This is a genomic window from Burkholderia sp. Se-20378 (assembly GCF_017104665.1).
GTDB classification, from domain to species: domain Bacteria; phylum Pseudomonadota; class Gammaproteobacteria; order Burkholderiales; family Burkholderiaceae; genus Burkholderia; species Burkholderia lata.
Window position 1 is genome coordinate 1 of sequence record NZ_JAAGPG010000223.1, and the last position, 13,490, is coordinate 13,490.

At 64.7% G+C, this 13,490-nt stretch carries 13 protein-coding genes; 9 read left to right on the forward strand and 4 right to left on the reverse strand.

Annotated features, from left to right (window positions below):
• Nucleotides 1-1,978 (reverse strand): squalene--hopene cyclase (gene shc, locus G3N93_RS22025; RefSeq protein WP_206133943.1); only part of this gene is annotated, 1,978 nt, incomplete at its 3' end.
• A gap of 53 nt (nucleotides 1,979-2,031) precedes the next feature.
• Here shc and G3N93_RS22030 point away from each other — a divergent pair.
• The 4 genes from G3N93_RS22030 to G3N93_RS22045 all read left to right on the forward strand — a co-directional run bounded on the left by G3N93_RS22030 (nucleotide 2,032) and on the right by G3N93_RS22045 (nucleotide 5,376).
• Complete coding sequence (locus tag G3N93_RS22030) at nucleotides 2,032-2,715, forward strand: TetR/AcrR family transcriptional regulator (protein WP_174933585.1); 684 nt, start codon at nucleotides 2,032-2,034, stop codon at nucleotides 2,713-2,715.
• Nucleotides 2,716-2,807: 92 nt separating this feature from the next.
• The gene (locus G3N93_RS22035) at nucleotides 2,808-3,836 is read left to right on the forward strand and encodes a hypothetical protein (protein ID WP_174933583.1); all 1,029 of its coding nucleotides are present in this window, start codon (nucleotides 2,808-2,810) and stop codon (nucleotides 3,834-3,836) included.
• Nucleotides 3,837-4,080: 244 nt separating this feature from the next.
• Nucleotides 4,081-4,626: an ATP-binding protein gene (locus tag G3N93_RS22040; protein ID WP_206133944.1), complete on the forward strand. Its 546-nt coding sequence runs from the start codon at nucleotides 4,081-4,083 to the stop codon at nucleotides 4,624-4,626.
• Between the two features lie 12 nt (nucleotides 4,627-4,638).
• The gene (locus G3N93_RS22045; protein ID WP_206133945.1) at nucleotides 4,639-5,376 is read left to right on the forward strand and encodes a formylglycine-generating enzyme family protein; all 738 of its coding nucleotides are present in this window, start codon (nucleotides 4,639-4,641) and stop codon (nucleotides 5,374-5,376) included.
• Nucleotides 5,377-5,531: 155 nt separating this feature from the next.
• Here the strand turns inward: G3N93_RS22045 and G3N93_RS22050 are convergent, their stop codons facing one another.
• Together G3N93_RS22050 and G3N93_RS22055 are read right to left on the reverse strand one after the other, a co-directional pair.
• Nucleotides 5,532-5,918 (reverse strand): tautomerase family protein, encoded by a 387-nt coding sequence (locus G3N93_RS22050; protein WP_241011607.1) that lies wholly within the window; start codon nucleotides 5,916-5,918, stop codon nucleotides 5,532-5,534.
• A 130-nt stretch (nucleotides 5,919-6,048) separates the two neighbouring features.
• Nucleotides 6,049-7,053: a catalase family peroxidase gene (locus G3N93_RS22055; protein WP_206133946.1), complete on the reverse strand. Its 1,005-nt coding sequence runs from the start codon at nucleotides 7,051-7,053 to the stop codon at nucleotides 6,049-6,051.
• Nucleotides 7,054-7,219: 166 nt separating this feature from the next.
• Here G3N93_RS22055 and G3N93_RS22060 point away from each other — a divergent pair, with 166 nt between their 5' ends.
• The 4 genes from G3N93_RS22060 to G3N93_RS22075 all read left to right on the forward strand — a co-directional run bounded on the left by G3N93_RS22060 (nucleotide 7,220) and on the right by G3N93_RS22075 (nucleotide 9,180).
• Nucleotides 7,220-7,825, forward strand: a complete 606-nt coding sequence (locus tag G3N93_RS22060) for a metalloregulator ArsR/SmtB family transcription factor (protein WP_174939190.1) — start codon at nucleotides 7,220-7,222, stop codon at nucleotides 7,823-7,825.
• Nucleotides 7,826-8,004: 179 nt separating this feature from the next.
• Entirely contained in the window at nucleotides 8,005-8,292 is a 288-nt protein-coding gene (locus G3N93_RS22065; RefSeq protein ID WP_011350198.1) for a cupin domain-containing protein, read from the forward strand.
• Nucleotides 8,293-8,339: 47 nt separating this feature from the next.
• Nucleotides 8,340-8,669 carry a DHCW motif cupin fold protein gene (locus G3N93_RS22070; protein ID WP_206122537.1) on the forward strand — a complete coding sequence of 110 codons (330 nt, stop codon included), beginning with the start codon at nucleotides 8,340-8,342 and terminating at the stop codon, nucleotides 8,667-8,669.
• Nucleotides 8,611-9,180, forward strand: a complete 570-nt coding sequence (locus G3N93_RS22075) for a VOC family protein (RefSeq protein WP_241026653.1) — start codon at nucleotides 8,611-8,613, stop codon at nucleotides 9,178-9,180. Before G3N93_RS22070 ends, G3N93_RS22075 begins: the two co-directional genes overlap by 59 nt.
• A gap of 342 nt (nucleotides 9,181-9,522) precedes the next feature.
• On the opposite strand, the gene G3N93_RS22080 is transcribed toward G3N93_RS22075, so the two are convergent.
• A complete protein-coding gene (locus G3N93_RS22080) occupies nucleotides 9,523-11,076 on the reverse strand; it encodes a DHA2 family efflux MFS transporter permease subunit (RefSeq protein WP_206133947.1) in 1,554 nt (517 codons plus the stop codon).
• Nucleotides 11,077-12,316: 1,240 nt separating this feature from the next.
• Here G3N93_RS22080 and G3N93_RS22085 point away from each other — a divergent pair.
• On the forward strand, nucleotides 12,317-13,490 hold a 1,174-nt coding region (locus G3N93_RS22085), incomplete at its 3' end, for a methyl-accepting chemotaxis protein (RefSeq protein WP_206133948.1).

Here is a 13,490-nt window from a genome sequence, read left to right on the forward strand (position 1 = left end):
CACGCCGTCGATAGCGCGCGAGCGCCCACAGCGGGAAGTACGCGGTATAGCCGTGATACTTCAGATAGAAGATGCGCGGAAAGCCCGGCGCATTGTGCGAGCGGTGCCACCAGAAGCCGTCTTCCTGCTGCACCGACTGCAGATACGCGATGCCGCGCTTCACCGAATCGGATTCGCAGTCGCCGAACGCCATCTGCGCGAGCAGCGCCCACGCGGTGAAGTTCGACGTGCTTTCGCCGCCGTTGGTGCCGCTCAGCTTCGGGTCGATGTAGCTGTCGTTCGTCTCGCCCCAGCCGCCGTCCGCATGCTGCCGTGAGCGCAGCCATTCGATCGCGCGGGCGATATACGGCTGCGACTTGTCCTCGCCGGCGAGCGCGAGGCCGGCCAGCACGCTCCACGTACCGTAGATGTAGTTCGTGCCCCAGCGGCCCCACCAGCTGCCGTCGGGCTGCTGCGTGCGCTTCACGTAGTCGATGCAGCGCGCGAGCGACGCGTGTTCGTCCGCGCGTTTCGTCACGCCGAAGCACAGCAGCACGCGGCCCGATACGTCCTCGGTCGGCGGATCGAGCAGTGCGCCGTGATCGGCGAACGGGATCGCGTTCAGGTACAGGCGGTCGCAGTCGGCGTCGAATGCCCCGAAGCCGCCGTTGCGCGATTGCAGCCCGCGCATCCAGTCGAGTGCACGCGCGACACGCGGCGCATACGGGTTCGTGCCGTCCGCGTTGCCATGCGTGCGGCCGCGGCGATCGAGCATCGCGGTGACGACGGCCGTGTCGTCGATGTCGGGGTAGTACGGGTTCGCGTACTGGAACGCCCATCCGCCCGGCTGGACGTCGGCCGGCGCGTTTTCGATCCAGTCGCCGCGCAGGTCGTTCACCTGGCGTACGGCCAGCCAGTCGTATGCGCGTGCGATGCGTTCGTCGAGTGCGCGCCGTGCGTCGCCCGGCTCGCCGTCTTCCGCCACCGCCACGCCGCGGGCCTGCTCGAGCGCCATCGTGCTCCATGCGGTATCCCACACCGGCGACAGGCACGGCTGGCAATACATGCTGCCGTCCGGCCGCGTGATCAGCAGTTTCTCCAGCGCATTGTCGCAGTCGCGCCGCAGCGGGTGATCGTCCGGGTAGCCGAGCACCTGCATCATTTGGTTGGCGTACACGATCGGCGGGAAGATGCCGCCGAGCCCGTCCTCGCCGTTCATGCGCTCCGCGCACCACGCCTCGGCATGGCGGATCGCGCGCTGCCGCAGGCCCTTCGGCATCAGCGGCTCGACATGGCGCACCGTGCGGTCGAGCGCGAGGAACAGCCTGCGCATGCCGCGGGCGGGCGGGAAGTACTGGCGTTCCTCGTCCGGCGGCGTGACGAACAGCTCGCGGATCGAGATGTTGCGCGGATTGCGCGCCCGCGCTTTCAGCGAGCACAGCGCGAGCAGCGGCACCATCGTCGTGCGCGCCCAGTACGCGACCTTGTACATCGAGATCGGCACCCACTTCGGGAACAGCACGAATTCGATCGGCATGAACGGCGTCGCGCGCCACGGCACCTGGCCGAACGTCGCGAGCAGGATGCGCGTGAACACGTTCGCGCGGGCCGCGCCGCCGAGCTTCAGGATCGCGTCGCGCGCGCGAACCATGTGCGGCGCGTGTTCGCTGTCACCGGCCGCCTTCAGCGCGAAATACGCCTTCACGCTGCACGACACGTCCGGATCGCCATCGACGTACAGCGCCCAGCCGCCATGCGTGTCGAGCCGCTGGTTCGCGCGCAGGTAGCGCGCCATCTTCTCCTGGCGGATGTCGTCGATCTTGTCCATGAAATGCATCATCAGGATGTATTCCGCGGTGATCGTCGCATCGGATTCGAGTTCGAAACACCAGCTGCCGTCGGGCTGCTGGAGACGCACGAGGGCGTCGCGTCCACGGGCGATGGCGGTGTCGAGCGCGGACCAGGGGGAGGGGGTGGGTTTAGTCATGCGGCGGATCATACCATCCGGCCGGAATGTTTATATTGAGACGCCCGGGTGCTACCATCCGCACCATGAAAAAACACCTCGAACCCGCGCCGCACGATGTGTCCGCGCCCGATGAACCGGCTGGAGCGGCCGGCACGCAGGCGCCTGAAGCATCGTCGGCGCCGGCCGCCCCCACCGCCGGCGTGCGTCGAAAAAAAGCGCCGGATCAGGTGCGTGCGCAGTTGCTGGCGGCTGCATCGGAAATCGCGACACATCACGGTGTGGCCGCGCTGACGCTCGATGCGGTGGCCGAGCGTGCCGGCGTGACGAAAGGCGCGCTGCAGTATCACTTCGCGAACAAGCAGGGGCTGCTGGACGCACTGTTCGGTCAGGCGACCGAGCGGTTCGCCGCGCAGATGGCCGCGCGGGTGGCGGCGGATGCCGATGGCGCAGGCGCGGTGGCGCGTGCCTACATGCATGCGGTGCTCGACGAGTCGCATCCGGCCGCGAGTACCGATGTGCTGCGTGTGCTGGTCGCGTCGATGATTACTGACCAGGACACGCGCGAGCGATGGTCGGTGCCGATGCGGGAATGGACGCGCCCCGACGCCGTGCCGCTCGAGCAGGCCGCCACGCTGATGATCTGCCGGCTCGCCGCCGACGGGCTGTGGATTTCGAAACTGCTCGACAGCCTCGAGATCTCCGCCGAATTGCGCGCCGAAATCGGCCGGCAACTCGACGCGATGAGCAAGGGTGTGTTTCCGGGATGACGCCCGGCACGGGGTGGACGTCGGTGGCGGGAAGACAAGGCAGGCGTGGGCCTGCGCCGTGACGGGATCGTGAACGAATCGCCGGAGAGTGCATGCTGCAGGTAGACAGTGGCCGGGTGAACGACCCGGAAACGCTTTCGCCGATCGAAATCGCGGAAGCTTGCGCGCAACGCGAGCGGCTGGTCGTCCAGTTCAGCCGGCCCGAAGCGTACGGCCCGGCGATCCTGCAATCGCTGAACGAAGCGTGCCGGCTCGCCGGGAATCGTCTTCAGGTCCGGTTTTACGGCCACTACTCGGCACGGTTCGATGCGGTCGTGCTGCGCCATTTGCCCGACGTCCGGGACCTGGCGGTCGATTGCCTGACCGAGATCGTGCATGAAGAAGAAATCGGCCGGCTTCCCGCGCTGAAACGGTTGAGCTTCGGGGTGTTCAAGCTGAACCGGCCGGACTTTCTCGACACGCTCGACCTCGGTCCGCTCGAGCGGCTCGTGCTGATTGAAAACGAGAAGCGGAACATCGATCTGTCGCCGCTGGCGAAGTGCGGGTCGTTGACCGAACTCTTCGTGCACGGCCATGCAAAGGGGATCGACGTACTCGCCGGCCTGCCCGGCTTGCGCAAGCTGACGCTCGGTTCCCATGCAAAGAAGCATCCGCTCGGCTTCATCCCGGCCATGCCGGCGTTGACGGAAATGACGCTGATCCTGGGCGGCCGCGACGCCATCGACGATCTGTCGAGCACCACCCTCGAGATGCTGCAGATCCTGCGCGTGCGCGGGCTTGCCACCTTGGGCGACCTGTCGCGCTTGCCGTCGCTTTCCGCGTTGCGCATCGAGGATCAGTTGCAGCTCACGACGCTGGATCTGTCCGGTGCGAAGCTGGAACGGCTCGCGCTGTTCAATTGCCGGAAGCTCGCGGATTTGCCCGGGCTGGACGGGCAGGACCGGTTGCGGGAGTTTCGCGCGTCGGGCGTGGCACTTGACCTGAATGCGTTGCGTGATCGTGATTGGCCGCCGGCCACCCGTTCCGTCGGCCTGTCGTCGGGCAGCATGAAATGGAACGACGACGCCCGGGCCCGTTTGGCGGCGCGCGGGTTCGACGAAAAGGCCGGCTACTGGCCATGATTCACGCCCGCCGCTGTCGTGCCTGCACCGGCTTCGCGTGCGCAAGCTGACGCGCGCCGTTTCGAACCCGCTTGCTCGCGATCGGGCAGTTGGTTATTCTGACGCCCATGACCCATTCGCAAACCCGTTCGATTATTTGCGCCGCAACGTTGCCGGCGGGATAGCGATCGACTGAATGGATATCGTCACAACCCGCCCGGAAGGCGGGTTTTTGCTTTCTGGGCATTCGATGGAGAGCCTGGACATGCAGACGGGGAAGTCACTTCACGCGACGGCATCGAACGATGCCGTGTTGCTCCACATGGTATGCGGCAAAATCGCGTCCGGAAAATCGACGCTCGTCGCGCGGCTCGCGAGCGCCGGGCCGGTCGTTTCGATCAGCGAAGACGCGTGGCTCGCGCAGCTCTATCCGGGCGAGATCCTGTCGATCGACGACTATGTCCGGTGTGCGAAGCGCGTCGGCCACGTGATGGCCGATCAGGCCCGCGCGGTGCTGCAGGCCGGCGTGTCGGTGGTGCTCGATGTGCCGTTCAATACCGTCGCCGCGCGTACATGGGGGCTCGCCATTTCGCAGGCTGCCGGCTGCGACCATCGATTGCACTACCTCGACGTCAGCGATGCCGTTTGCAAGGCGCGGCTGCACGCGCGCAATGCGCGAGGCGATCATCCGTTCCAGGCGTCCGACGCCGAGTTCGAACGGATCACGCGCTACTTCGTCGTGCCGACTGCGACGGAAGGGTTGAACATCGTCGCTTATGACGAGGCCGGTTCCGTCCGGCCGGCTTCATAAAGGTGCGCCAGCGTGAAGAACATCGAATACCCGCCTGACACACTCGATCTGCCGATGGTGCCGGTTCCCGCCGGCACCATTGCATTGAGGGACGACCGGATCGGCCGCACCTGGTGCGTCGATCTGCAACGCTTTGCGATCGGCCGCTATCCGGTGACCCAGGCGCAATACGCGGCGGTCACGGGGCTGGCGCCATCGTCGCATGCCGGCGCGCAACACCCGGTGGAGAACGTGTCGTGGCTCGACGCCGTCCGGTTCTGCAACCGGCTGTCGACGGCCGACGGTCTGCATTGCGGTTACGACATCCACGAGGACGGAACGGGTGCCGCCTTGGTTCCGGGCAGCAACGGCTATCGGCTGCCGACCGAAGCGGAGTGGGAGTACGCATGCCGCGCGGGAACGCATGGCCCGAGGTACGGCGAGCTCGACGCCATCGCGTGGTACCGGGAAAACGCCGGCGGCCGCACGCACGAGGTCGGCCGGAAGCAGCCCAACGGCTGGGGGCTGCACGACATGCTGGGCAATGTGTGGGAGTGGTGCGCGGATCAATACGACCCGGAAGTCTACGGTTCGTATCGCGTGTTTCGCGGTGGGGGTTGGGCCGATGTCGAGCGCAGTTGCCTTGCGACGAATCGCCGTCGCAGTCATCCGACCTTCGCGATCGACGATCTCGGGTTTCGGGTTGCGCGGTCGCTTGATGCGGGGGATGGGCGACTCGCGCCCGTCGTGCGTGGATCGCGCGGAGACTGATCGTGGCCGCCTCGTTGCGGCAAGTCGTGTCGTGACGACTAGGCCGCGGCTTGCGATGGGCGTGTGCCGCCCGTATCGACCATCGTTCCGCCCCGGCTGCATTCGACCCGGAGCGGAACGGTTGGCGATCGCAATCAGCGTTGCACAGCCGGCGATCAGGTGAGTTCGCCGGTGATGAACTGCGCCCGCCCGCGACCGAACGACCAGTCCGCGTCGCCGTTCTCGACGATGGACACGACGACGTCGTCCGGCGAGATGCCGCATTGCGTGTGCAGGTTCTCGACGAGCAGACGGTAGAACGCGAGCTTCTGCGACTCGGTGCGCTGGCGGCTCACTGCCGTCAGCAGCACCACGTCCCGGGATCGCGGATAGCCGAGGCCGGTGTCTTCCACCACGAGTTCGCCGGGGCGATGCTGCGTGACGGACTGGTAGCGATCGGTCGCGGGGACGTCGAACGCCTGCACCATCGCCTGATGGGCAGCGTCCAGCAGCGTGCGGACCTGTTCGTCGGTGCGGCCCTCGATGAGGTCGAATTTGAGCATTGGCACGGGAATTTCTCCTGGGTCGGGATAGTGTCGGCACGGCATGTCGTTTCTCTCGGAGGCGGCGTGCCGTGCTTCATATGGACTACTGAGTTGATGGCGAAGGCGTTGACCAGAACGATCGTCGCACTTACTGCTGGCGGCGCGCGAACGAAACCGGATAGGCGGCCGAACGTGCATTGATCATCGGGTCTTCCGCCTCGATACCGGCCGGCAGTGCGTTGGGCAGGAACAGCAGGCGGCGCTGCGCCACCGCATTGTCGGCGACCGCTTTCGTGATCGAGATCGTGCCGAGCTCCACGGTGCGATGGGTGTTCGACCATGCGATGGAGGGATCGTCGAGCTTGTCGCCGGGTTGGGCGATCTGCAGCACGAGGCGGAACCGAATCGGCGAGCGCGCGACGCGCTGGCGGATTTCCGTTTGGAGGTAGTCGGGCGCCACCTTGGCCGCCTCCGCATCCGATACATAGTGTTCGCCGTCGATCGGCAGCATCTGATAACGCCCATAGGTCACGGCGCCTTTCGCGTCGATGAAACGGAACGTATTGACGCCGAAGTACGGCAGCGTCGCATAGCTGGCCGGGAACGGCTTCGGCGCGGTGAGAAACGCTTTCGCGACCGGGTGGCTTTCCAGATAGGTATCCAGCGGCGTCGGCTTGGCCGCATTCGGGCCGCTCGTGCCGATCGCGATCAGCAGATCGCGAAAGTCGTCGGCCGTCGGCGAGGGAAACCCGTTGAACGAATGCGCGACGATATCGGTATCGCTGCCGTTCGGCAGCTTGAACTTGATGGCGAAGCCGCGCGGCGACGCGAGCGGATGGTTGTCCGCAATATCGGGAATGCCGGCAAAGTCGGAGAACCGGACGACCACCGGGACGGCGGCCTGGAAGTGCGGCGCCTTGCTGATGGCCGGCGCAGCGGCGCTCGGCGTAAACGACCCCTCGAGCACGATGCCCTTCGCATGCACGGCGCGTGCGCCGGGATGCCGGCCAAACACGCCATTCAGCGCATCGACCAACTGTGTGGGGGACGACTTCTGGCCGGCGGAAGGCGCAGGCGTTTGGGCGGACGCTGCCTGCGCGGCCGCGAGGCCAAACAGGAACGCCCAGGAAAGACGGGACGCGGATCGTCTCATGATCGGAACTCTTCGGTGGGTTGGGGACGGGGACGGCAACACGAGTCTAGTGCATATCGACAATAATGACAAATAGATGTGTCGTTATTGTTAATATAGCCCGGTCGAGCCCTTCGGTCGCGAGGCTATAATCGATCGCTCTCCCGCCGATCCGAACCCTTTTCCCGTGACTACCAAGAACGACGTCCTACGCGCGCTGCAACGAGAACCGCTGACCGTCGTCCAGCTCTGCGAATCCCTCAACGTGACGCGGACGGCGATCAACATGCAGTTGAAGCAGCTGGAAGCGGAGGGGCTCGTGCGCCGGCACAAGCCGGTGCAGACCGGGACACCGGGCAAGCCGGCCGTGCTCTACGAGGCTGCGCCGGGCAGCGAGGACGCGGCGTCGAGCGCGTATCCGGCGTTTCTGCTGGCGCTGCTCGCCACGCTTCAGGCGCATCTCGACGAACGCCAGCTCGAAAAGGTGCTCGTTGAAACGGGCCGCCGCCTGGCGCGCGAGAACGGCCTGCCGGCATCGGACGACTTCGACACGAACCTGGCCGGCGCGATGGCCGTCGTCGATTCACTGGGCGCGCACACCGAAGCGGTCCCCGACGGCAATGCGATCATGGTTCGCAATTACAGCTGCCCGGTTGCGAGCGCCGTGCGCGAAACGCCCTGCGTGTGTCGCGCCATCGCAGCCTACTTTTCCGAAGCGACGGGGCGCACGGTCACGGACCATTGCCTGCGCGAGGGGCGTCTCATCTGCCAGTACCGGATCGCGAAGAAGTAGCGGCACCGGCCGGTGTGCGCTGCGTTCGACGAAAACAGATGCGCCGGAAAACGCAACGCATCTGAAGGTGTCGAGCGATGCGCTTCGTCTTTAGAATGGGCCGCGAGCATGGCGAGCCATCCGAATCGCGGCATCCGCCGGGGCGCCGCCAAGCCACCCGACAATGTGGGAGACATACGATGCAACACCGTCCGAAAGCCGTCCCGACGCAGCAAGTAGCGAACGAGCGCGTGATCGTCACCGAATGGCGATTTGCACCGGGTGCCGAGACCGGCTGGCATGTTCATCAGCATGACTATGTCGTCGTGCCGCAAACGGACGGGCAGCTTCTGCTCGAAACCGCACAAGGCAACCGGGAGTCGCAACTGCACGCCGGGCGCAGCTACGCGGGGCCGAAGGGCGTCGAACACAACGTCGTCAACGCGACGGATCACGAAGTGGTGTTCGTCGAGGTCGAGATTCTCTGAGGGGCGCGTCAAGCCCCGCGAGCCAGGCCACGACAGGGAGAAGCATGATGAAAATGACCGACATCCCGTTTGGAACGACCGACTGGAGCACCGTGGAACCGACCGAGCACCGCGGAGAACGCGGGGTCGCGCGCTGGCGGACGATGCAGTTCGGGGATATCCGCGTGAGGCAGGTCGACTATTCGGCCGATTACCTCGCCGACCACTGGTGCGTCAAAGGTCACATCCTGTATTGCCTGGAAGGCGAGTTGCTGACGGAGCTCGAAGACGGGCGGCAGTTCACGCTTCGACCGGGCATGAGCTACCAGGTCGCGGATCATGCCGAAGCGCATCGATCGTCGACCCGGACGGGCGCCAGGCTGTTCATCGTCGATTGAAGCGGGCGCGCGCGCCCGCGTGCCGGCCGTAGCCGATCCTTTGCAGACCTCCGGTGCCGGGAGGACAATACCCCCGATATCTCTTCGGAGGCTGCCCGACATGGTCAAGTTCCAGCCCGACGGATGGCATACCGTCACGCCCCGAATCGTCGTGCCGGATCCGCAAGGCCTGATCGAATTCATGCGAACGGTATTTCACGCGCAGGGCGCGTACCGCCCTGGATTGCCTGCGGAAATCAGGATCGGCGATTCCGTCGTGATGATCAGCGGGGAAGACGGCCTGCGCGATCCGATCGTCGCGTTTCTGTACGTCTATGTCGAGGATGCCGATCTGACCTGTCAGCGGGCGCTTGCAGCGCATGCGACCCAGCTCGAAGCGCCGGCCGACATGCCGTACGGCGACAGGCGGGCAATGGTGAAAGATCCGTGGGGAAATGTATGGCAGATCGCCACGCATCGACGCGATCTCTCGCCCGACGAGATCCGTTCAAGGCTGGCCGGCGGCGGCTAGGGACCCGTCGCGGTGCGTCCGGGATTCGGGATGCGTCGTTTCCCGCCCAAGGTTGGCGGAGATTCGCCCGGGTGATCGTCTGCACTGCTTGAGATGGCCTGGCTGCTGCATGCGCGGAAACGAATGCGGGCAGATCTCGTCGACGTGCGGCTCCACAGGGTATGCGGCAAGATCGCGTCCGCATGCGTCAAGGCTGCGATACGAGGCTGACGACGCACGGCAACCTCGTCATGCGTTGCGCATCGAGATGCGGAAGCGCCGCAATCACCGCTGCCGTCCCGAACACGCCGTCGGCGCACCCGATACCGGGGCGCCGACGGTATGCGCGCTACGCGGAACGCGTCAGTGCGCGCCCGATGCGGCGTCGGACGATTCGCCCTTCAGCGGCCGGGTGATCCAGATCAGCGGGATGATGCAGATAAAGATGAACGTCGACGCGTAGAAGAAATCGTCGAGCCCGAGAATGGCGGCCTGGCCGTCGACGAGCGAATTGAACAGCGCGTGCGCGGACGACATGTCGAGATGCAGCGACGACTGCATCGCGTCGATCTGCTGATTGAAGATCGGGTTGCTGACGTTCGCCTGTTCGGTCAGATGCGCGTGATGCATGATCGTTCGGTTGTTCCATACCGTGCCGGCAATGGACGTGCCCGCGGCACCGCAAAAAATGCGGACGAAATTCGACAGGCCCGCCGCCGCCGGGATCCGTTCCGGCGGCAGTCCCGACAGGATGATCGCGATCAGCGGTACGAACCACAGCACGGCCGGAATGCCTTGCAGCAGCGTCGGAAGCACGAGATGCCACGTGTCGATGTCGGTCACGTACATCACGCGCATGTAGAACACGCCGGCAAACCCGATGAACGACAGCGTGGCGATGATGCGCGCGTCGACCGCTTTCAGCACGCGTCCCATGAACGGCGACAGCAGCACGGTGAAGATGCCGACCGGCGCGGTGACGAGCCCGGCATCGAAGGCGCGATAGCCGAGGTCTTCCTGCATCCACTGCGGCAGCAGCACCAGGTTGCCGAAGTAGAGTGCGTACGACACCGAGATCGCAATCGTGCCGCCGAGGAAGTTGCGTTGGGTGAACAATCGCAAATCGACGATCGGGTTCGCTTCGGTCAATTCCCAGATCAGGAACAACGCGAAGCTGATCAGCGCGGCGATGGTCAGCCCGATGATGATCGGCGACGAGAACCAGTCGAGGTCGCGCCCCTTGTCGAGCATGATCTGCAGCGTGGCGACCCACGCGATCAGCAGCACCAGGCCGACGACGTCGATCGGCTGTTTGCGGGTCTCCGTCTCCCGGTTGCGATAGATGGCCCAGATCACGCTGGCCGCGAAGAGGCCGACCGGGATGTTGACGTAGAAGATCCACGACCAGCTGTAGCTGTCGGTGATCCAGCCGCCCAGCAGCGGGCCCGCGATCGGGCCGACGGTCGCGGTCATGGCCCATAACGCCAGTGCGGTGCCGGACTTGGCCCGCGGATACGAGCTGAGCAGGACCGCTTGCGACAATGGAATCAGCGGGCCCGCCACGACGCCCTGGAGGATGCGTGCGGCCAGCAGGAAGGGCAGCGTCGGCGCGATGCCGCACAGCCACGACGCGAACACGAACATCAGGATCGAGCCGACGAACAAGCGGATCTGGCCGATGCGTTGCGTGAGCCAGCCGGTCAACGGAATCGACACGGCGTTGGCGGCGGCGAACATCGTGATGACCCACGTGCCCTCGTCGACCGATACGCCGAGATTGCCGGACAGGTTGGGAATCGCGACGTTGGCGATCGACGTGTCGAGGACGGTCATGAAAGTGGCGAGCGCCACCACGAAAGTGGCGACGACGAGCTGGCCGCCAGCCAGGGGCGGATGGTGAGTGGATGTCTGAGCCATGTTGGAACCGGGGTGGGGCACGTCCCTTTAGAGAGTCGGACGTGTGTAACGGAATGCGCGCGAGATATCGACGAATCGATCCGGTCGGCGATGCGGCTGGCCAGCGATGGATTCGCGCGCATCGACCGCCTGCATGCGACGGCATTGTGCCGAGACTTTTCTTTTGAAGCAGTGGCGCGCGCGGCGCGTTTCTCTGGATTGATGCAAATTCAGAATTAATCGGCGTTGTCGCGAGGAAAGGCATTGGCTGGACGGTCGGCCGTTGTTACCGGTCACAACGTTGAAGCGGGAATGAGCGAACACGGGGCGATTCGCCGTGACTTTGCAAAAACCAGGGGAAACCGCCGCCAGGTACGCAGTGTCCGATGCAGCCCCGTTGCGGAGGCATCAGGTGACATACCGGGCTATCCGGTTCTTCGGCAGCCCCGTTGAACCGCGAATTCTGCAAATATCAGTTGCACACATCGTTGATTGTTGAGTGAAGTGAAAAGAAGCTTGATTGTTTACGTGTGTGAGAAAGTCTTTGTTGTGTCACGTATAGTCAATATGGAATAAATCGGAATGAAAGAATCGGTGATGAATTTGCCGGATTTATTGAATAGTGCCGCACGAATGTCTCCGATATTGCTTTATCGAGAGTCGTCAAGGATTTGGCGTCTTGATTGCGCTGGTACTGCCTGTTAATTCATCGTCTGATATATGCAGACCATTCGACTCATTGGAGATTCAGGCAATAAAAATCGCACGCGGATGACTGATCGAGGCGCGCTTCGGAAAATTTTCGGCATACAGAACAATGATCGAAAATGAAATTCGCGGGATTCACCAGCGCGCCGCGATGAGCCCCCATCCGATGCGTGAAGCACCGGGGGCCAGCCTTCGGCTTGATCCTGACCCACTCGATAAACGCGTCGGGAACGCCAGTCGCATCGGATGTCGTAGATCCTGACGTCCGGGCCAACTTCAGGAAGTCTTCGCCTTCGATGGCTGCATCGCTGCACGTCCTGAGCCCGACCAGGCAAACGCCGGTCGCGGCGTGTGCGCCTGAAACAGGTGCGGAGTGGCCGACACCTGTCGCAATCGTCAAGATTCACGTCGCGTGCAGATAAAACCTCCCCGTTCCCCCCGCCGTTAACCCGTTCGCAGCCCATGCGCCCCGTGTTGCGACGCGGCGCGCGTCTTTCGTGATCCGGAATCCACATCCGTCGTTGGCCGCGCCCGGCCGGCGCAAGGGAACGTCATGCGAAAACAACTCACTATCCGTGGTGGTCTCGTCGCGACCATCGCCGGCTATACCGTGCTGCTCGTGCTGGTGGTCGGCGCATGCATCGCGGCCCTCTATCTGGGCAACGCGTCGCTCGAGGCGATGTATCGCGACGACACCGCGTCGCTGCTGCACCTGAAGACCAGCTCCGAGCGGATGCTCGTGCTGCGCGAACGCATGAGCGACGTCGCGCAGATCATCAGCGCCGGCCACTCGGGCAAGGAAGAGATCGCGAAACTCCGCACGCTCCTCAAGCAGAGCAACGACGAGCTGGATGCCTATGCGGGCCTGCACGCGCGCAACACCGACGAGCAGGCGCTGTTCGACACGCTGCAGAATCGCCGTCGGGCGTTGCTTGACGGCGTGTTCGTGAAGGCGCTCTCGCAACTCGACGGCGACGACGGTTTCGGCTTCCTCGACACGCAGCGCACCGCGCCGCCCGCGCTGTTCGCCGCCTACCAGGAGGCGATCGATGCGCTCGAATCGTTCCAGGTCGCGCGCGAAAAGGCGCGCTATGAGGCGGCCGGGGTCCATTTCCACCGGATCGTGTGGGGGATGGCGGCGGTCGCGGTCTTCGCACTCGTTGTCGGCTTCTTTGCGCAGCGCGTGCTCGCGAAGGCGATCATCGAGCCGATCAATCTCGCGGTCGACCAGTTCGAGAAGATCTCGAAAGGCGACCTGACCGGAACGGTCGTCGTACCCGGCGAGAACGAGATGGCCTATCTGCTGCATGCGCTGAAGCGGATGCAGGACGGCCTCGTCGATACCGTGAACCAGGTGCGCGCGAGCACGGAGACGATCGTCGGCGACGTCCGCACGATCGCGAGCGGCAACGTCGACCTGTCGGCGCGCACCGAGCAGCAGGCCGTCTCGCTGCAACAGGCGGCGGCGAGCGTCGAGCAACTGACGGCGGCCGTGCGCCAGAACGCGGACAACGCGCGCGATGCGCGCACCTACGTCGAAGGCGCGGCCGGCATCGCGTCGCGCGGCGGCGAGGCGATGCAGCGCGTCGTCGAGACGATGTCGGCGATTTCGAACAGTTCGACGCGGATCTCCGGGATCGTCGGCGTGATCGAGAGCATCGCGTTCCAGACCAACATCCTGGCGTTGAACGCCGCCGTCGAAGCCACGCGCGCGGGCGAGCAGGGGC

Bases quoted from the DNA above. Each gene is read 5' to 3' on its own strand.
- G3N93_RS22030 (WP_174933585.1), top strand. From the start codon at position 2,032: ATGAAAAAACACCTCGAACCCGCGCCGCACGATGTGTCCGCGCCCGAT.
- G3N93_RS22035 (WP_174933583.1), top strand. From the start codon at position 2,808: ATGCTGCAGGTAGACAGTGGCCGGGTGAACGACCCGGAAACGCTTTCG.
- G3N93_RS22040 (WP_206133944.1), top strand. From the start codon at position 4,081: ATGCAGACGGGGAAGTCACTTCACGCGACGGCATCGAACGATGCCGTG.
- G3N93_RS22050 (WP_241011607.1), bottom strand. From the start codon at position 5,918: ATGCTCAAATTCGACCTCATCGAGGGCCGCACCGACGAACAGGTCCGC.
- G3N93_RS22055 (WP_206133946.1), bottom strand. From the start codon at position 7,053: ATGAGACGATCCGCGTCCCGTCTTTCCTGGGCGTTCCTGTTTGGCCTC.
- G3N93_RS22065 (WP_011350198.1), top strand. From the start codon at position 8,005: ATGCAACACCGTCCGAAAGCCGTCCCGACGCAGCAAGTAGCGAACGAG.
- G3N93_RS22070 (WP_206122537.1), top strand. From the start codon at position 8,340: ATGAAAATGACCGACATCCCGTTTGGAACGACCGACTGGAGCACCGTG.
- G3N93_RS22075 (WP_241026653.1), top strand. From the start codon at position 8,611: ATGCCGAAGCGCATCGATCGTCGACCCGGACGGGCGCCAGGCTGTTCA.
- G3N93_RS22080 (WP_206133947.1), bottom strand. From the start codon at position 11,076: ATGGCTCAGACATCCACTCACCATCCGCCCCTGGCTGGCGGCCAGCTC.